The sequence below is a fragment of the Lactobacillus sp. YT155 genome, from assembly GCF_030504545.1.
Lineage (GTDB): Bacteria > Bacillota > Bacilli > Lactobacillales > Lactobacillaceae > BQUT01.
Window position 1 is genome coordinate 430,448 of the sequence record NZ_JAUKWP010000001.1, and the last position, 18,858, is coordinate 449,305.

At 36.0% G+C, this 18,858-nt stretch carries 14 protein-coding genes; 5 read left to right on the forward strand and 9 right to left on the reverse strand.

Going from position 1 to position 18,858, the window contains the following annotated elements; translation table 11 throughout:
* Nucleotides 1–39: 39 nt before the first annotated feature.
* From yidC to mnmG, 3 genes are all read left to right on the forward strand, one after another.
* Nucleotides 40–852 (forward strand): membrane protein insertase YidC, encoded by an 813-nt coding sequence (gene yidC, locus Q2T76_RS02320; RefSeq protein ID WP_302083916.1) that lies wholly within the window; start codon nt 40–42, stop codon nt 850–852.
* A gap of 138 nt (nt 853–990) precedes the next feature.
* On the forward strand, nt 991–2,373 hold the full coding sequence (mnmE, locus tag Q2T76_RS02325; protein WP_302083719.1) for a tRNA uridine-5-carboxymethylaminomethyl(34) synthesis GTPase MnmE: 1,383 nt from the start codon (nt 991–993) through the stop codon (nt 2,371–2,373).
* A 4-nt stretch (nt 2,374–2,377) separates the two neighbouring features.
* The gene (gene mnmG, locus Q2T76_RS02330) at nt 2,378–4,276 is read left to right on the forward strand and encodes a tRNA uridine-5-carboxymethylaminomethyl(34) synthesis enzyme MnmG (RefSeq protein ID WP_302083721.1); all 1,899 of its coding nucleotides are present in this window, start codon (nt 2,378–2,380) and stop codon (nt 4,274–4,276) included.
* A gap of 23 nt (nt 4,277–4,299) precedes the next feature.
* Here the strand turns inward: mnmG and Q2T76_RS02335 are convergent, their stop codons facing one another.
* The 4 genes from Q2T76_RS02335 to Q2T76_RS02350 form a co-directional block, all read right to left on the reverse strand.
* Nucleotides 4,300–5,004: a glucosamine-6-phosphate deaminase gene (locus Q2T76_RS02335; protein WP_302083723.1), complete on the reverse strand. Its 705-nt coding sequence runs from the start codon at nt 5,002–5,004 to the stop codon at nt 4,300–4,302.
* 111 nt (nt 5,005–5,115) lie between these two features.
* On the reverse strand, nt 5,116–6,315 hold the full coding sequence (locus Q2T76_RS02340) for an NAD(P)/FAD-dependent oxidoreductase (RefSeq protein WP_302083725.1): 1,200 nt from the start codon (nt 6,313–6,315) through the stop codon (nt 5,116–5,118).
* Nucleotides 6,316–6,399: 84 nt separating this feature from the next.
* Nucleotides 6,400–7,554: a cation:proton antiporter gene (locus Q2T76_RS02345; protein ID WP_302083726.1), complete on the reverse strand. Its 1,155-nt coding sequence runs from the start codon at nt 7,552–7,554 to the stop codon at nt 6,400–6,402.
* 28 nt (nt 7,555–7,582) lie between these two features.
* Nucleotides 7,583–9,412, reverse strand: coding sequence for a hypothetical protein (locus tag Q2T76_RS02350; RefSeq protein ID WP_302083728.1), 1,830 nt, complete (start codon nt 9,410–9,412; stop codon nt 7,583–7,585).
* A gap of 182 nt (nt 9,413–9,594) precedes the next feature.
* Between Q2T76_RS02350 and Q2T76_RS02355 the strand changes: the two genes are divergently transcribed.
* Nucleotides 9,595–10,809, forward strand: a complete 1,215-nt coding sequence (locus tag Q2T76_RS02355; protein WP_302083729.1) for an acetate/propionate family kinase — start codon at nt 9,595–9,597, stop codon at nt 10,807–10,809.
* Between the two features lie 79 nt (nt 10,810–10,888).
* Complete coding sequence (locus Q2T76_RS02360) at nt 10,889–11,866, forward strand: polyprenyl synthetase family protein (RefSeq protein ID WP_302083731.1); 978 nt, start codon at nt 10,889–10,891, stop codon at nt 11,864–11,866.
* A 29-nt stretch (nt 11,867–11,895) separates the two neighbouring features.
* Here the strand turns inward: Q2T76_RS02360 and cydC are convergent, their stop codons facing one another.
* The 5 genes from cydC to thiD all read right to left on the reverse strand — a co-directional run bounded on the left by cydC (nt 11,896) and on the right by thiD (nt 18,781).
* Nucleotides 11,896–13,614, reverse strand: a complete 1,719-nt coding sequence (cydC, locus tag Q2T76_RS02365) for a thiol reductant ABC exporter subunit CydC (protein ID WP_302083733.1) — start codon at nt 13,612–13,614, stop codon at nt 11,896–11,898.
* A complete protein-coding gene (gene cydD, locus Q2T76_RS02370; protein WP_302083734.1) occupies nt 13,611–15,344 on the reverse strand; it encodes a thiol reductant ABC exporter subunit CydD in 1,734 nt (577 codons plus the stop codon). Before cydD ends, cydC begins: the two co-directional genes overlap by 4 nt.
* A gap of 16 nt (nt 15,345–15,360) precedes the next feature.
* Nucleotides 15,361–16,374 (reverse strand): cytochrome d ubiquinol oxidase subunit II, encoded by a 1,014-nt coding sequence (gene cydB, locus Q2T76_RS02375; protein WP_302083736.1) that lies wholly within the window; start codon nt 16,372–16,374, stop codon nt 15,361–15,363.
* Complete coding sequence (locus Q2T76_RS02380; RefSeq protein ID WP_302083738.1) at nt 16,374–17,810, reverse strand: cytochrome ubiquinol oxidase subunit I; 1,437 nt, start codon at nt 17,808–17,810, stop codon at nt 16,374–16,376. Before Q2T76_RS02380 ends, cydB begins: the two co-directional genes overlap by 1 nt.
* Nucleotides 17,811–17,980: 170 nt before the next feature.
* The gene (gene thiD / locus Q2T76_RS02385) at nt 17,981–18,781 is read right to left on the reverse strand and encodes a bifunctional hydroxymethylpyrimidine kinase/phosphomethylpyrimidine kinase (protein ID WP_302083740.1); all 801 of its coding nucleotides are present in this window, start codon (nt 18,779–18,781) and stop codon (nt 17,981–17,983) included.
* Nucleotides 18,782–18,858: the final 77 nt, after the last annotated feature.

The following is an 18,858-nucleotide window of genomic DNA, read 5'->3' on the forward strand; positions in this document are numbered from 1 at the left end:
CCAGTGAAAAAACTTAAAAAAAATAAATTATTAATTTTTATGCTTTTGCTAGTCTTTGTAGTCATCCTGAGTGGATGTTCCGCAAACTATTACAATGAACCAATTACAGCTAACAGTACTGGATTCTGGGATCACTATATTCTATATAACTTCTCACAATTCATTCTTTGGTTGTCTCAACTTGCTAACGGTAGTTATGGATGGGGTATCATCATCTTTACCATCATCATCAGAATTTTCTTACTACCATTAAACTACTATCAAACTAAGACAATGAGAAAACAAACGGCATTGCAACCTCAAATTCAAGAGTTGCAAAAGAAATATCCTGGCAAGGATATGGAAAGTCGCCAATTATTGTCACAAGAACAACAAAAGCTTTATAAAGATGCTGGTGTGAATCCATTTGCCAGTTTATTGCCAATGTTGATTCAATTGCCAGTTATGTTTGCTTTGTACCAAGCAATCTTTAAGACTACTCAGTTAAGAACTGGGACTTTCTTATGGATGGAGCTTGGTAAACCGGATCCATATTTCGTAATGGCAATCTTGGCTGCCCTCTTCACTTTCTTAAGTACTTATATTAATAACTTAACGCAACCTGTTCAAAACAGTATGAACAAGATTATGATGTTTGTAATGCCAGTCATCATCTTCATTCCTGCGCTAAGTTTTGCTAGTGCGATTACCTTATACTGGGTTGTAACTAATGCGTTCCAAGTAGTTCAAACCCTCTTCTTCCAAAATCCATTCAAGTATCGTCGTGAACAAAGAGAAAAAGAAGAAGCTAAGAAAGCTAAAGAAAAAGCTATTCGTAAAGCTAAGAAGAAAGCTTATAAGAAACGAAAATAATTGACGTTTGTCAAAAAAACGCTTATTATTTAAAACAATTAAATAGTTAAAGTAGTCAAAGTGCTTTAAACCAACTAGAAGAAATTAGGTCTAGTTGGTTTTATCGCGCTTTTTTTATTGCAAAAAAAGGATGAGAAAATGAGTACAACTACCGATTACGATACAATTGCCGCTATTTCAACGCCACCTGGAGAAGGAGCAATCTCGATTGTCAGATTGTCAGGTGATGACAGTATCAAAATAGCTAGTGAAATATTTAAGGGTAAAGATTTAGCCAAAGTTGATTCGCATACAATCAATTATGGACATATTGTTGAAGATGGACATAACGTTGATGAAGTAATGATTAGTGTCATGAGAGCACCAAAAACCTTCACGACTGAAGATGTAGTTGAAATCAATACTCACGGAGGAATTGTTGCAACTAATGAAGTGTTACAGTTGCTAATCGCCAATGGTGCTAGAATGGCCGAACCGGGAGAATTTACCAAGCGAGCTTATCTAAATGGTCGTATTGATTTGACTCAGGCTGAATCGGTAATGGATATTATCCGAGCAAAAACCGACAAAGCCATGCAGGTAGCCGTTAATCAACTCGACGGTAGTCTGTTAAAACTAATCAGAAACTTACGTCAAGATATCTTAGATGTCCTCGCTAATGTTGAAGTTAATATCGATTATCCCGAATATGATACTGATGAATTAACAACTAAAATGTTGCTTGAAAAAGCGCAACTAGTTAAAGGTCATATTCATGAACTATTAAAGACTGCACAAAATGGTGAAATTCTACGAGAGGGTCTGGCAACAGCTATTGTTGGTAAACCTAACGTTGGAAAATCAAGTATTTTAAATACACTATTAGATGAAGATCGGGCCATCGTCACTGATATCGCCGGAACTACGCGTGATGTGATTGAACAATTTGTTAACTTGGACGGAATTCCTTTGCGACTAATTGACACCGCTGGAATTAGAGAAACCGAAGATAAGGTTGAAAAAATCGGTGTTGATAGAAGTAAGAAAGCTATTAATGACGCCGATTTAGTTATCTTAGTCCTTGATTCAAGTCGTCAATTGATTAATGAAGATACAGATCTTTTAGAGCTGACTAAGGATAAAAAACGTATCATTATTTTGAATAAAAACGACTTAGATGCCAAAGTAAAAAGTGACGACTTGTCCAGTTATATCACCGGTTCTGATAAATTGATTTCAACATCGGCAGTAACAAATGATGGGATTGATGAAATCAAACAAGCCGTTAAAGAACTTTTCATGTTAGGAATTGAAGATTCACGAAATGATGTCCTCGTCACTAATGCACGTCAGGCTGGTTTGTTAAAACAGGCCGACAAAAGTTTAGACGATGTTATTCAAGGAATTAGTGACGGAATGCCAATTGATTTAGTTCAAATTGATATGACTAACTGTTGGGAGAAACTCGGTGAGATCACCGGTGAGAGCTATCCTGATGAATTAATAACACAACTATTTAGCCAATTTTGTTTAGGGAAGTAAAATGATGAAAGAATACGAATCAAGTGATTATGATGTTGTTGTAGTTGGGGCCGGTCATGCTGGATCAGAAGCCGCCCTAGCCGCAGCTCGTATGGGTGAAAAGACCCTCTTAATAACAATTAATCTGGATATGGTGGCATTTATGCCTTGCAATCCTTCCGTCGGCGGACCGGCAAAAGGAATTGTCGTTAGAGAAATCGACGCCTTAGGTGGAGAAATGGGAAAAGCAATTGATGCTACCTATATTCAAATGCGGATGTTAAATACTAGTAAAGGACCTGCTGTCCGTGCTTTGAGGGCTCAAGCAGATAAGGAACTTTATCATAGTGTGATGAAGAATACCTTGGAAAATCAACCTAACTTAACTCTTCGTCAAGGAATGGTTGAAGAGTTAATTATTGAAGATGGAGTCTGTAAAGGTGTAGTTACTAACACAGGAGCTCGTTATCGGGCAAAAAGCGTCGTTTTAACGGCGGGAACTTCATCTCGTGGGAAAATCATCATCGGAGAGTTAATGTACTCCTCAGGGCCTAATAATTCCCTTCCTTCAATCAAGTTGTCAGATGATCTAGAAAAACATGGATTTAAGTTAACTAGATTCAAAACTGGTACCCCACCAAGAGTTAACAAACATACAATTGATTTTGAAGAAACAATTGAGCAACCAGGTGATGAGGAACCAAATCATTTCTCATTCGAAACAGCCGATGAAAATTACTTAAAACTAAAAGAACAATTGTCTTGTTGGATGACTTATACTAACGAAAAAACACATGAGATCATCAAAGAAAACCTTGACCGTGCACCAATGTTCTCTGGTGTGATTGAAGGTGTGGGACCTAGATATTGCCCTTCTATCGAAGATAAAGTGGTTCGCTTTGCTGATAAACCAAGACATCAAATCTTCTTGGAACCTGAAGGAAGAAATACTCAAGAGTATTATGTGGGGGACTTTTCAACTTCGATGCCTGAAGAAATTCAACTCGATATGATTCATTCAGTTAAGGGTCTAGAACACGCGGAAATGATGCGTCCAGGCTATGCAATCGAATATGATGTTATTGAGCCTTGGCAGTTGAAAGCGAGCTTAGAGACGAAGATAATCCCTAATCTCTTCACCGCTGGTCAAATGAATGGTACTTCTGGTTATGAGGAAGCTGCTGGACAAGGACTAATGGCAGGAATTAATGCTGCTTTGAAGAATCAGGACAAAGAACCAATGATTCTCGGACGTGACGAAGCTTATATTGGTGTATTGATTGATGACCTTGTCACTAAGGGAACCAATGAGCCATATCGCTTGTTAACTAGCCGTGCTGAGTATCGGCTAATCTTGCGTCATGATAATGCTGATCTTCGTTTGACGGATAAAGGACATGTGATTGGTTTAATATCAGAGAAACGCTATAACGCTTTTTGTGAAAAACGTTCTGATATCGAAGCAGAGCTTGAAAGAGTGAAAAATACAATCATTAAACCTACTGAAGAAGTTCAAGATTTCATGATTGCTAATAACTTTAAGAAGCTACAAGATGGGATTTTAGCCGCTGACCTTATGAAACGTCCCCAGATTCATTATGGAGATGTCGAGCAATTTATCGGCAGCAAGAATCTTGATCGACGTGTAAAAGAACAAGTTGAGGTTTCTATCAAGTATGAAGGCTACATTCAAAAAGAAAAAGCCAATGTAGCCCACTTAAGAAAAATGGAAGCTAAAAAAATTCCGGAAAACTTGGACTATACGAAAGTTAATAGTTTGGCCACTGAAGCCATTCAAAAACTTGAAAAAATTAATCCACGTACGATTGCACAGGCAAGTCGAATCAGCGGTGTTAATCCGGCTGATATTGGAATATTGAGTGTTTATATTCAACGTGGCAAGATAGCAAAAAAGAAAGCCTAAATTAGGCTTTCTTTTTTTGTGTATTATTTTAATTTTGCAGCAGCGGCTTCATCAACGATGATTGTTACATCAGGATGATTTTGTAGTGCTGAAGCTGGAACATCTTCGGTTACAGGACCTTCAACGGTGTTATAGATGGCTTCGGCTTTGTTTTCACCATAAGCAACTAACAAGATCTTCTTAGCTTTAAGAATTGAGCCAATTCCCATTGAGTAAGCAAACTTAGGAACATCTTCTTCTTTATCAAAGAAACGAGTATTAGCATCAATTGTTGATTGAGTTAAAGCAACTTTTGTTGTTTTAGCATCAAATGATGAACCAGGTTCGTTGAAACCAATATGAGCATTGCGACCGATTCCTAATAGTTGCAAATCGATTGGATTTTCTTCAATGATTTTGTCGTAATCAGCAGTAGCTTGATCAGCGTCAAGGTTTGAACCATCAGGAACATATGATTTCTTGAATGGTTTTGCATAGAACAAGTTGTGTTGCATGAAGTAATGGTAGCTTTGTTCATTGTCAGCATCTAAACCAACGTACTCATCTAAGTTAACAGAAACTTTATCAGAGAAATCTAAGTCACTTTTAGCAAGATTTTGATATAGAGTAATTGGTGAACTTCCTGTTGCTAAGCCGAATACTTGAGCATTATCAGCAAGAGCTTCTTTGAAAATTTCAAAGGCTTTTTGGCCACCTTCATTTTGATCTTTCACACGAATAATTTTCATAAGTGCCTCCACGGGTTTTGTATTTGGTATAGTCCAATTTAACTTATTATGGAGTGATTGTCAAGTTTGAGAATAAAAAAGAACCGGCGATATATCGCCGGTTCGAAAGAATTATAATTTACCTTTTGCTAAAGCAATTTTTAGCTTACTTACTTCTAAGATTGATTTGTCTTTTGAGAAGTTCTTAACGTGTGAAGCTAAGTAACCTTTGGTCTTAATATGTTTACCACCGATAATCATATCAGCAATACCTTTATGTTGACCAAGTGAAGCGATTGTACCAAGTGAATGGTAAGTGAATTTTTCAGGTTCTCCACCTTTGATTGCAGCAACAATATTTTCTGCAGCTACATCACCTTGAGCAATTGCTAATTGAGCAGTTGTTGGATATGGACGTTCAGATTCAGGATCCATTGAAGCTGAGACATCACCGATGATATAAACTTCTGGGTTAGATTCAATATTAAGATAATCGGTAACCATAACACGATTTCTCTTAGCATCAAAACCAGATTCGGTAATTACATCACTACCACTAACACCAACGGTCCAAACAATAGTGCTTCCAGTTACCTTATGTTCTGTTCCTTGATCGTCGTCATATAAAACGCCGTCTTTTTCAATTTGTTTGATTTTAGCACCTGTTAAAAGGTTAATGCCGCTATCTTTAAGATAGTCAACAGCATAGTTAGCAAGATCTTCATCAAACATAGGAAGAATTCTAGTTGCCATTTCTAAACAAGTTACTTTAATTTCTGGGACATCATATTTAGCTTGAAGCTTCTTAGTTGTATCAATTAATTCACCAAGAATTTCAACACCTGTGAAACCTGCACCACAAACTAAGATACTTAAATCATTAGGATCATTTGATTCTTTATATTTAGCAACGTTTGCTTCAATTGTGCTGTAGATTTTCTTAGCTGTTGGAATATCTTCCAGAACTAATGAATATTCATCAGCACCTGGTAAACCAAAGTTTTCAGATCTGAAGCCTAAACCAACAACTAAGTAGTCATAAGTCATTTCTTCGTGGTCTGAGAAAGTAACTGTCTTGTTGTCCTTATCAACTTTAGTTACAGTAGCTTGAATAAAGTTGACTTTGTTAGTATCAATTGCTGATTTGATGTTGAAACTCATTGAATCAACTGATGAAGTACCAGCAGCAATTTCATGAAGAGACATTTTCTCAACATGAATTGGGTTCTTATCCACCAAATCAATTTGTGTGTCACTAGGGGCTAACTTAGCAAGTCTTTTTGCTGTTCTGATACCAGCGTAACCTGCTCCTAAAATTAAGATGTGAGCCATAATTAAAACAACCTCCAATAAATTTTTCTATACACGGTTTATTATACTCTTGATTGATAAAACAACAAATAGTAGAAACAGGAATTAATTTTCCTTGGATACTTTTCTTGTAATAGCGTGTTTAAGTATTAATGGTGCAATTAAGGTAGTTAATACAATTGTAAAGATGATAGCTGAATAATAGTGCTTACTGATGAGACCAGCTGCAAAGCCTGTCTGGGCAATGATAATCGCCATTTCTCCACGAGAAATCATTCCCGCACCAATGACGTATGACTCATCAATTGAGAGCCGAGACATTCTGGCACCAAGACCAGCACCGAAAAGTTTGGTCAAAATTGCAATAACTGTTAAGCAAAAAATGAAGAACCAATCACGGCCAATTGAGGCAAAGGAAATGTTCAAACCAATGCTGACAAAGAAGACGGGGATGAAAAATGAATAACCAATTACTTGAACGGAGTTATTAACCTTCTCATGGTCACTAAGTTCAGAGTAAGCAATTCCTGCAATAAAAGCTCCTAAGACCACATCAAGTTTCAAAAGATGAGAAACTATCGCCATAACCAAACATATCGATATAGCGATAATCGAATCAAAGTTATCAATCGGGATTTTTTTAGCAATATGGTCGATATAAGGCACCATTTTTCTGATGAAGAAGTAAGAAAAACCGAAGAAAATCAACCACATAACAATCATTAAGAAGAGTGACTGAAGATCAAAGTTGCCGGAGAAGGTTCCAGTGACAACGCTTAGTAAGAAAATAGCGATGACATCATCGACAACCGCGGCACCTAAGATGGTTGCTGCTGAAATGTTGTTTAAATAATCGAGGGTTTTTAGAACCTCAACGGAAATAGAAACCGAAGTAGCTGCAAAGATAATTGAAATAAAGAGATTTTCTTTGAGCGGAAAACCGAAGAAGTAATCGAAGACAAAGATTACCCCTACAGGAACTACAATTCCCATAATAGCGACGATTACGCTGGGACGAAGGTATTTTTTCAACAACTTAAAGTCGGTTTCAATACCGGCAATGAACATTAGAAGTATTAGGCCAATTTCGGCAAACATATCGATAATTTCGCTAGATTTAACGAAATTTAGAAGGCCAGGTCCTAAAATGACTCCTAGTAAAATAACTCCCAAAACGCTGGGAATATTGATTCGATTGAAGACGACACTGATAAGAGCAGAGCCGATTAAAATTACAACTAAAATTATTAAATTATCCATGTTACCTCATTTCATATTTGTTTGGAGCTTAAATTAAAGCGTTGGGTAAATCTTGACTATCGGTATTATAACTGGTTTTGTTGACCACACTGACATTGATATCGCGATCAGTAATATCTTCAATTGATTGTAAATCATCTTGAGTTGTTACCAAAATATTTTCAATCACTGGCTTACTATGCAAGAGTGCACGAATGCGACCAATATTACTATGAACATTACCTAGATAAGTAAGTGACTCGAATGAAATTTCTTCATCATTAGTCATGTTCTTAAATGTTTCATCAGTAGGATCACCAATCAAAACTAAATTAGAATTACTCTTGGAGATGTTTTCAAACCACCATTTAACTAATTGTAATTCGCTACTGAAGACGTTTGTTTGTAGTCCTTTTTCATCAAATAACTGAATCGAAGTTAATTGCTCATTTTCAAATTGTTTGGTAAGAGCTGAACTACCGTCACTTCTGTAATAAATTTCTTGATCAATAGCTTGAGACTCGTTATAAAATACTGTCTTAGAAAGAATACCATCTTGGTTATAAATATTGGTCTTATTATGCTTATCTTCAGCAAAATAATCGATGGAATGAATTTTTGAATCTTCGAAGTGAACCGTCATTAAGTGATTGTCATTTTTGTCAAAAATCTTAGTAGTATCGGCAGATTTTTCAGTTTTCCAATCTGGATTATCCTGAATAGAAACACGTTTATCACTTGGATGATCGCTTACTTGTAGGTCTTTGTATAGGTCATAAACTTTTCCATCAATATTCAAATTATCAAAAGTTTGATTGGTTAAGACTAGAGTTTCTTTTCCAGTAGCTTCATCAACAAAGTTTTTGATATCGGCAGTTAATTGACCATCTTGATCGTTTGATGATTGCAAAACAGCATAAGTTTTTGATTCGTCAAACTTCACATCGCGAACTAAGTAATCAGATTGGAAAGTTTCTTGAATTTTAACATCCATCGCCTTAAGTTCTTTAGTTACTTGGGTTAAGTGAGAATTATTATTTTCTAGTTCCTTAGCAACATTGGTTAGCTGCCCTTCAAGTTGACTAATGTTTTGGGTACGGATTTGGGTGTTGTTTTTAATCTGACTATCAATTTGACTAATTTTGGTTCTAAAGTCGGAAGCAGTCGCACCGGCTTGGTCGATTCTTGATAGTAATTGTTGATTCTCGGCACTCAATGAATCATGATGAGACATCAATTCATTTCTTTGAGCAATTAAATTTTCTCTTTCTTCATATAAGTGAGCAACGGCTTTTTTCTGATTCTCCATTAACTCATACATTTTCTTCAAATCAGTTTCATTTTTGATTTCTTCAGAAAGATTATTTTCGGCTTGTTGATTGTTTTCAATTGCTGTGTTGACCTTAGTCAAAGCCGAATCGTTAGCATTTAATTCACTTTCAACACCGTTATTTTGTTCGCGATATTTTTCTATTAATTCGGTTTGATTATTAAGTTGTTGCTGATTATCTTCAAGTTGTTCGTAAAGTTCAGCATCATCTTGAGCCAACAATTCTTCTTTTTGTTGTGAATATTTAGTTTGACGGTCATTTAACTCAGCGATTTTTGCTTGAGTTTGGCTTTGATCTTGAACTAACTCATCTCTTTCAGAGAATAAGGTTTGTTTCAAGTCAGTTCGCAAGTTGCTATATTCAGTGGCTAAGTCTGCCATCTGCTCTTCAATCTTGACCCGCTTGTCATGAGGGTTTAATGGAGTTGATTCAATTGGTTTTGTGGGCATAACTGGTTTAACCTCTTTGGTATTATCGGTGATATTATTGGGTTTTTCGGTATTTTTTTCTTCGGTGTTTCTAGAAAATAATGTATCTAAGAATCCCATGGTAAAAGCCTCCTGCTTTTTATTTCTAATAAGACAATACTAACATTTTAATAAATGGGTGTCAAAGCTTGATATAACACCGGTTAGAGAGATTTTATAATTTGAATTTTTAGATTTTTACTTACAAAGATTTGAGAAATGATATAATGAAAGCGCTAATACTGAAAGTGGAGAATTAGAATATGGTAAAGATTATTTCAATTAATGCAGGGAGTAGCTCACTTAAGTGGCAACTTTTTGACATGCCTGAACAAACCCTTATCGCTAAAGGAATGATTGATCGCCTGGGCAAATCTAACGCTGTTTTTACAGCTAAATACGGCGACAATGAGAAATTCGAAAAACAAGAACCGATTGAAACTAACGAACTCGCGGTGACTTTGATTCTAACAAGATTAAAAGAACTTAAAATCATCGATCAACTCGAAGAAATAAAAGCTGTCGGTCACCGTGTTGTTGCTGGTGGAGAAATCTTCAAGAAGTCGGCGATTATTACCGAAAGTTCTTTGGATGATATTAAACGGCTCAGTGAATATGCCCCACTCCATAATCCCATTGAGGCTTACTATATTGAAGTGTTTAGCCATTTGTTACCTGAAGCAATTCAAGTGGCAGTTTTTGACTCGTCATTCTTCAGTGATTTAAGTCCAGTGAATTATTTGTATAGTATTGAAAGTAAATATTACGATAAGTACAAAGTTCGTAAGTATGGCGCTCACGGAACTAGTCATCGTTATGTAGCTAATCGAGCTAAAGAATTGTTAGATAAAGATAGTGAGAACAGAATTGTGACCTTACATTTGGGAAGTGGCGCTTCAATCAGTGCCATTAAAGATGGTGTCGCAATTGACACTTCGATGGGATTCACACCGCTAGCCGGAATTACTATGGCAACTCGTAGTGGTGACATTGATGTTTCCTTAATTCCATATACAATGAGAAAAATTGGTTTGAGTAGTATCGGTGATTTCATTGATATTTTGAATAAGAAATCAGGACTTCTAGGAATTTCTGGAGTATCGAATGACATGCGTGATCTAGAAATGATTGAAGATGAAAATGATCGTGCTCACTTGGCCTTAGAAATTTTCGTTAATCGCGTGGTGAAGTATGTGGGATCTTATATTGCAGAATTAAATGGGATCGATGCTTTGATTTTCACTGCTGGTGTTGGTGAGAACGGTCTGGAGATGCGTGAACGAATTTGTGAAAAACTAGAATTCTTCGGGATTAAGATTGATAAAGAACGCAATAACAGTCGTGGGAAAGAAGTTAAAATCAGTACTGATGACGCCAAGGTTGCGGTTTATGTAATTCCTACCAATGAAGAATTGATGATTGCTACCGACGCCTATAATTTACTTTCTAAAGTGAATGAACAAAGAGAGCAACTCTAGTAGTTGCTCTTTTTTTAAAATCGGCTGGGTAGTGGTAAAATTAGGAACAAAGTTAAAATAAACGCATGGAGTTTATATAGTGATAAATTCAATTTGGAAAAACTATCCAAAACTGGTTAAACAACTAGATAAAACACAAGAATTCATTCTAGAAGAAGTTCAACTACCTCAGAATCCGGAAATATCGCAAATTATTACCGAATTAATTCAATCAGGTGGCAAGATGACTAGACCTGCATTCTTTTATTTATGCAGTCAATTTGGTCAGAAGGAACTACCGGAAGAACAAATGATTTCTGCAGCAGCCACACTTGAAATACTGCATATTGCAACTTTAATCCATGATGATGTAATTGATAATTCACCCTTAAGAAGAACAGTAGCAACTATTCATTCAAAATATGGAATGCGAAATGCTATTTATGCTGGTGATTATTTATTTACGATTTATTTTGAATTATTGGCTAAGATTTCGCCGGATCAAAAAGATATCTTGTTAAATGCCCGAAGCATGAAGAAGATTCTCCTGGGTGAACTTGATCAAATGTTGATTAATGATAATCCCGATGCGACGGTGAAAATGTACTTACGTGAAGTATCAGGGAAGACGGCAGAATTATTCCAATTAAGTGCCCAATTCGGTGCAATTATGGGATCCGCTGACGAAAAAGTAATTAAACAATTAAAATATATCGGTCATGATATTGGTATGGCTTTTCAAATTATTGATGACTTATTGGATTACTCAACTAAGAAAGCTACTGGTAAACCGGTCTACGAAGATTTAGAAAATCGAGTTTATTCATTACCAATTATTATGGCTTTGAAAAAAGACAATGGTGAACTAAAAGAATTGCTTCAAAAGAAACAGTTCTCTGATGTTGAATTAGAACAGGTTATTCAAATCATCAAGACCAACGGTGCTATTGAAGAAACACGCCAAGTTGCCAAACATTATACCGATGCAGCCTTGAAGCGAATTGAAAAATTACCGGACTGCGATGCTAAAAAAATGCTCAGAGAAATTACTAAACAAATGTTAAAACGAAATAAATAAAAAAGACGTTGCCGATTGCAACGTCTTTTTTATATTCCTTGATCCATTTTATATAGTTCTTGGAAATGTTTATTTTTTTTGTAGAGCTCTTTGGGACTTCCTTGCATCTGAATTTTTGTATCTGATAAGAAGAGTACTTGATCAGCGTGGTTAATACTGTGTAAATGATGAGTAACCCAGATAATGGTTTTATCTTTCAACACTTCGAAAATGGTATTCATTAATGTGTTTTCGGTGATTGGATCTAAGCCAATTGTTGGTTCATCTAGAATAACGACTGGAGTATCCTGTAGCAAGATACGAGCTAGCGCTAAACGCTGTTTCTCGCCCCCTGAGAAGCGCTGACCAGATTCTTCTACCAAAGTATCATATTGGTCGGGAAGCTTCTCAATCGTCTCTTTCATGCCAACTCTAGCAATCGCTTCTTTAATCTCATTATCGCTAGCATTTTCATTTCCCAAGGCAATGTTATTCATGACCGAAGTATTAAACAAGAATGGGCTTTGATTAAGCACTGAGAAAATTTGAGTACGATGATTTTGTAATTGCAAAACATCAACGTCATTAATCGTAATTTGATTCTTAACTGGTTTTAAATCTCCCATTAACAATTGTAAAATTGTTGTTTTTCCCGAACCACTAGGACCAATAATTGCTAACTTGGTATGTGGCTCAATCACTTGCGAGAAGTTATTGATTAATTCAGGAGTATCTTCTAAGTATTGAAAGGAAATATCATCCACCTTAATAGTAACTTCCTTCAAGTCGATTTCTTTTTGTTCAGGTAACTGGCGATCAGTGGTTTCAATATTATTTAATCGAGTAATTGAATCTTGATATTCAGGTAATTCATCGAAACCTTGACTGATAGGAATTAAAGAATCTGAGAGTGGAATTAATCCCAAAGCAAAAGCTGAAACCCAGTTTGCTTGAGCTTGATTGCCTGTAAAATAAAGATTTGTAAACACTAGTAAGGAAACTAACATCAACCCAAAAACGATTTGAAGTGTCAAATCACGATACTGAGTGAAATGCATACTCTGCTTTTTAGAATCATTTAGTGATTTGATATTGTCGGTTGTGAGTTGTTTGAAGTCGTCTTTTCGATTAGCGATAATCCAATCGTTGGCACCAAGAATATTATCGGTTAATTCAGTATATAATTCGGACTTAATGGCTTTTTGACGATACTTTCTGGCCCGTTGAAAAGCTACCGAGACTAGAGGAACCAAAACCGTCTCAACTAATAATAGTAGTAAGAGTAATAGACCAAACCAGAGATTAAACCAGCCAATACCGATACTTACGAGGGCGACAACAATATAACCGATGATTGTTGGGAAAATTGTTCTTAAAAATAAGTTTTGGATGTGATTGATGTCTTGAGCCAGAAGTCCTAGCACTTCGCCGGATTTGTGAGTTTCGTTAAAGAAAGTGGCATCTTTTTCAAGGGTCTTATATAAACGAGTTCTTAAATCAGAAGTCATCTTTAAAACCCAGTTGTGACTTCTTAATCTTTCCAAATAACGAAAGACTGGACGACCAATACCAAAAGCACGAGTTAATAAGATTGGAACGTAGATTAACAAGATATTGTAAGGTCTGGTAGCTGACTTATCAATTGTGTACCCGGAAGTAAACATTAAAGCCGCTCCGCAGATAACCGTGAAAGTTCCCAGAATAAAGATAAGTGCTAGAAGTGATTTGTATTTAGTGAAATATGGTTTAACCCAAGTATCATTTTTCATAGTTTATCACCTCGCATACTTTCAACTAACTCAACAAAATATCCCTTGTTCTTAGTTAGTTCTTTTGGCGTACCTTGCTCAATGATTTCACCATCTTTAACCACCAGAATGTAATCCATTTCGTTAATCCAGTGTAGACGATGTGTAGCAAAGACAACTAGATGATCAACGAAGGCTTTGTTAAAAGTCTCTTTCAATCGATATTCAGTTTCGATATCCAGATGAGCTGTTGGTTCATCTAATAAGATAATTTTCCGATCTTGATCAAGCATTGCCCGAGCAATCATAATTCGTTGAGCCTGACCACCAGAGATACCACGACCACCCTCACCTACTTTGGTCTCCAAGCCATCGTTTAATGAATCAATGAATTCATCCAAGTTGGCAGCTTTGATGGCAGTTTGAACTTCTTCATCGGTTGCTTCTGGCTTATAGAAGCAAATATTATCCTTAATTGTTCCTGAGAATAAATAAGGATTTTGTGGGATATAGGAGAACATCTTTTGCCAATTCTTTTGAGCAAAATTAGGGATGTCGTGATCATTAACTTGGATATCTTGAGGTTCATCTGCGGTTAGAAAACCTCCAAGTAAGTTAATCAAAGTAGTTTTCCCCGACCCTGATGCCCCAATGATACCTACCTTATCAAATCCGTGTAATTCAAAACTAGCGTTTTTGATATCGGCATCGGCATGAGAGTCAGAATAGTTAAAATTCAAATTCTGTACTTTGACTGTACTGTTTATTTCCCAGGAAATATCAGGTAATAAGTCATTTGACTCGTTTTCTTCAATCGACAATATATCTAACAAATTGTTCATCGCATTCTTACCATCTAATGTTGCATGATAATCATTTGAAAAATCACGGAGTGGTAAGAAATACTCTGGAGCTAATATTAAAGCTAATAGTGCTGGGTATAAAGTGATTGTACCGTTGATTAAACCAAGACCTAAGAAGACAGCTAGAATTGCAATTGAGAGCGTCGTAATCCAATCTAAAGCAAAGGTTGAAAGGATTGCGACTCTTAAAGTACTAATGGTACTACGACGATAATCTTCACTAGTTTTATAAATGTTGTCAGAATATTTTTCGCTAAGGCCTAACATCTTCAAAGTTGGCAAACCACGTAATGAATCTAAGAAGTGATTTGATAAGATGGTGTATTTGGCGTATTGACGATTAGCTTTATCCTGAGCAGCATAACCTAAGATAATCATAAATAGGATGATTAACGGTACAAGAATCGTTAGAGTTATTCCTGACTTAACATCTTGGAAATAAATATAAACTAACAAAACTAGCGGAATAATCATCATGTTAATCATTTTTTCAACTACTAGATTAATATAATTTTCCGCTTCATCCATACCATCTAAAGCAGTTGTTACTAGATTACCTGTCCCTCTTTTTCCAATCATCTTGGGTCCAGTAGTATAGATTTTATCTAGTAATGATGAACGTAAGTCATCAGTAATTTGTTGCGCCTTAGTATGCAAATAACGATGCTTCAATAAGGTTAAAGTATGTCGAATTAAAAACGACACAAAAAAGAGTAGTGTCGGGATGTATATGGTATTTAATGGTTTTTGCTCCCAGGAATTAACCAAAGCACGTGATAGAAACGTTGCTTGTAATAAAATAACAAATGCCTGCAAAACTGTAAGTCCTGCAAGCATCGTAAATAACTGTTTTATTCCTGGTAAGCGAAATAGTCGCTTATCAATCATTTTATTTTACAGCCTTTTAATATGAATTCTTATCCTTAGAACTGACACGTTTTCTGAAGATGTAGTATGACCAAACAAAGTAAGCTAACATGATTGGTAATAATACACAGGTAACGATAGTCATGATCTGTAAGGTATAAGGAGAAGCAGCAGCATCTTTAATTAAGATACTGTGTGCAGGATCTGTAGCTATCATAACACGAGGGAACATTCCGTTAAACAATAAGATAACGACAAAGGCTAATGATAGACCACTACCTGCTAGTGAAAGGCCTTCTTTATTCTTAAGAGTTCCATAGTAGCCAAGAAGACTCATAAGAACGATTAAGATGGTAATAATTAATGAAGTTGTGAAACGTTTGGTAAAGAAGTCAGTTTGGAAGTAAACCAAGACTGCAAAGACAACTTCACCGATGAACAAGATAGGATATAGAATCTTATTCAAGTTCAAAGCACGTTCTCTTAATTCACCAGTTGTCTTCATACGAATGAAGTTCAAACCATGAATTAATGATAGTAATGTTCCGGCAACCCCACCAACGATTGATAATGGATTAATAATTTGTCCAAGGGTTGGGAAAGCATTACCAGCAGCATCCATTGTGACACCTTGTACCATACTTAGAAACATCATACATAGTAAGAATGGTGCAGCAGTACTTCCGAAGAATAACATCCACAACCAGAAATTCTTACCGACTTTTGTTTCAGCATGAGCAGTGAATTCAAATGACACACCACGCACGATTAAAGCAACTAGAACAAGTAATAATAGGATGTAATAGCCTGAGAATAATGAGGCATACCACATAGGAAGTGAAGCAAACATAGCTCCACCAGCTGTTACCAGCCAAGTTTCATTTCCGTCCCAGTGAGGGCCGATAGTTGACATTAAAGCTAAACGATCTTCTTGGTTTTTGGCGATTAATCGAGTTGACATACCAACTCCGTAGTCGAATCCTTCTAGGAAGAAGAAGCCAACAAACAAGACACAGATTAATACAAACCATAATAATTGTAATTCAGTCATTATTTAAAAGCCTCCTTATTTAGAGGGTCAACATTGATTGATTCAGCATTACCTTCATAGTCAGGACCATGATTTAAAGTCTTCTTAGAGTACCAAATCATAACTCCACCTAGAAGTGTGAATAATGCGAAATACAAAATGTTACTAAAGAGCAATTGTCCTGATGTAGTTGTTGGAGAAACAGCATCAGCAATTGTGTATAGTCCATAAACAATCCAAGGATATCTACCTAATTCGGTAACTAACCATCCGGCTGTGTTAGCGATAAATGGTGCCCAGATAAATACTCCTAAGATGTATAACCACCATCTCTTGTTTTCAACGTTGTCAGCTTTTCTACGGTTAAAGTAAAGACCTAGAGCAGCAATCAAGACAAACAATGAACCGATTCCGGTCATGACACGGAAACTCCAGAAGAGAGTCTTTGGTGGTACATAGTAATCTTTAATTTTGTGACCAAACTTGCTATCAAATTTGGCATGAAGTTCTTTATTAATAGTATTCATACCTTTAACTGAACCAGATGGTTTGTGATATGTAAGAATACTCAATACGTAAGGAACTTCAATTTTGTTGGTAGCTTTGTGATTCTTGGCGTCAATTGATTCAACAATTGCCCAAGGAGCTGGATCAGATGTATCTTCATAGATACCTTCTGTAGCAGCGAATTTCATTGGTTGATCTTTGATAACTTGTTGCATTTGAAGATCCCCTGTTACAAGAGTAACAAGTGAAGCAGCCATAGCAACCCACAAACCAACTCGCATTGATCTCTTATAGAATGGCATGTCTTTTTTCTTCAAAAGAGCCCAAGCACTCATACCAACGATAACAAATGCAGCTGTTGCAAATGCAGCGATGATTAAATGAGGGAAAACATTCCATAATTGAGGGTTTTTGACAACAGCACCAAAATCAAGCAATTTAACACGGTGAGTTACCTTGTTAATTGCGTATCCTGTTGGGTGTTGCATGAAACTGTTAGCAGCTAAAATCCAAATAGCTGAAAGCATTGTACCAATAGAAGTTAACCAAATGAAGGTAACGTGCATTTTTGGTTTAACACGGTCCCAGGTGAACATCCATAGCCCAATAAATACGGATTCCATAAAGAATGCTAATAAAGCTTCAATAGCTAAAGGAGCCCCAAAGATATCTCCCATGAATCTAGAATAATTTGACCAATTCATACCGAATTGGAATTCTTGAATAATACCAGTAACAATACCAACGGCAAAACTTAAAAGGAAAATCTTTCCCCAAAATTTCGCCATTTTTTTATAAACAGCATCTTTTTTGACAACGTACATTGTTTCCATAATGGCCACGATAAATCCCATACCGATTGAAAACGGTACGAAGAAAAAGTGAAAGATAGTGGTCATAGCAAATTGGAAACGTGCCAAATCAAGCATGCTTAATCCAAGGCTTAACATTTTTCTTATCCTCCTTTAATGTTCTTTCATATGTAATATTAAGTGTGTGAGCGTTTATAATCAACCTTTTATACTAAAATTTAAGTTAATTAATCAATTTCGACCACACATTTAGTGAATTTGTGAATAAAAGAGCTAAATCACTTTAGTAACTTAGCTTTAGTAGTGGTTTAAATTTTCACAAAATGATTAATTGGACCAAATTTATGACCAGGATCAATCTCATTTTTGATTGCTGCATGGGTGAATTTTTTGGCTGTTTTGACACTGTCAGAAATATTATTTCCTTTAGCAATTTCAGAGACAATGCAAGCTGCCAAAGTATCACCAGTTCCGTTGACACGTTCGGTCTTAACATAGCTTTCCGATAGCCAAAGAGTTTGTCCGTCTTCTAATAGAAGTAAATCCTTAACTTCAGTTTGGGCATCATCATTGTGTTTACCTTTAAGTAAGATATTTTTGACACCAAGATTTTGTAGTTTTTTAGCGGCAACTAACATATCATCTTCAGTATTAATTTCCATTTCGGCTAGCTTTTGAGCTTCGAAGAAATTAGGTGTAATCATGTCAGCTAATGGTAACAAGTCAGACAATAATGTTTGATAAGCTGATTCTTCTAATAGTGAATTACCGTGTTTGGTAATAATGACTGGATCTAAAACAAAAAATCCAAAGTCATTTTGTTTAATATTAGTGGCAACGGTTTGAATTGTTGGTGTGTCTGCTAACATTCCAGTTTTGAAAGCTTTGACATGGAAGTCTTCAGCGATGGCTTTGAATTGAGCTTCAATGAAATCAGGAGGCATCACCATGCTAGCTGAGATTTGATAAGAATTACCAGCGACAGCGGCGGTCAAAATTGACATACCATAAGTACCTCTAGCCATAAAAGTTTTTAAATCTGCTTGAGCACCAGCACTACCATCACAGTCAGAACCGGCAATAGTTAAAACCTGAGGATATGAAATCATTTTAGTTCTCCCTTTTGTTAACTTAATAGTATGATAATATCACTGATTGGAAAAAAGTTGCGAATAATTTATAATTA

Excerpts from the sequence above, each read along its gene's own strand:
- yidC (WP_302083916.1), top strand. The coding sequence starts at position 40 with ATGCTTTTGCTAGTCTTTGTAGTCATCCTGAGTGGATGTTCCGCAAAC.
- mnmE (WP_302083719.1), top strand. The coding sequence starts at position 991 with ATGAGTACAACTACCGATTACGATACAATTGCCGCTATTTCAACGCCA.
- mnmG (WP_302083721.1), top strand. The coding sequence starts at position 2,378 with ATGAAAGAATACGAATCAAGTGATTATGATGTTGTTGTAGTTGGGGCC.
- Q2T76_RS02335 (WP_302083723.1), bottom strand. The coding sequence starts at position 5,004 with ATGAAAATTATTCGTGTGAAAGATCAAAATGAAGGTGGCCAAAAAGCC.
- Q2T76_RS02340 (WP_302083725.1), bottom strand. The coding sequence starts at position 6,315 with ATGGCTCACATCTTAATTTTAGGAGCAGGTTACGCTGGTATCAGAACA.
- Q2T76_RS02345 (WP_302083726.1), bottom strand. The coding sequence starts at position 7,554 with ATGGATAATTTAATAATTTTAGTTGTAATTTTAATCGGCTCTGCTCTT.
- Q2T76_RS02350 (WP_302083728.1), bottom strand. The coding sequence starts at position 9,412 with ATGGGATTCTTAGATACATTATTTTCTAGAAACACCGAAGAAAAAAAT.
- Q2T76_RS02355 (WP_302083729.1), top strand. The coding sequence starts at position 9,595 with ATGGTAAAGATTATTTCAATTAATGCAGGGAGTAGCTCACTTAAGTGG.
- cydC (WP_302083733.1), bottom strand. The coding sequence starts at position 13,614 with ATGAAAAATGATACTTGGGTTAAACCATATTTCACTAAATACAAATCA.
- cydD (WP_302083734.1), bottom strand. The coding sequence starts at position 15,344 with ATGATTGATAAGCGACTATTTCGCTTACCAGGAATAAAACAGTTATTT.
- cydB (WP_302083736.1), bottom strand. The coding sequence starts at position 16,374 with ATGACTGAATTACAATTATTATGGTTTGTATTAATCTGTGTCTTGTTT.
- Q2T76_RS02380 (WP_302083738.1), bottom strand. The coding sequence starts at position 17,810 with ATGTTAAGCCTTGGATTAAGCATGCTTGATTTGGCACGTTTCCAATTT.
- thiD (WP_302083740.1), bottom strand. The coding sequence starts at position 18,781 with ATGATTTCATATCCTCAGGTTTTAACTATTGCCGGTTCTGACTGTGAT.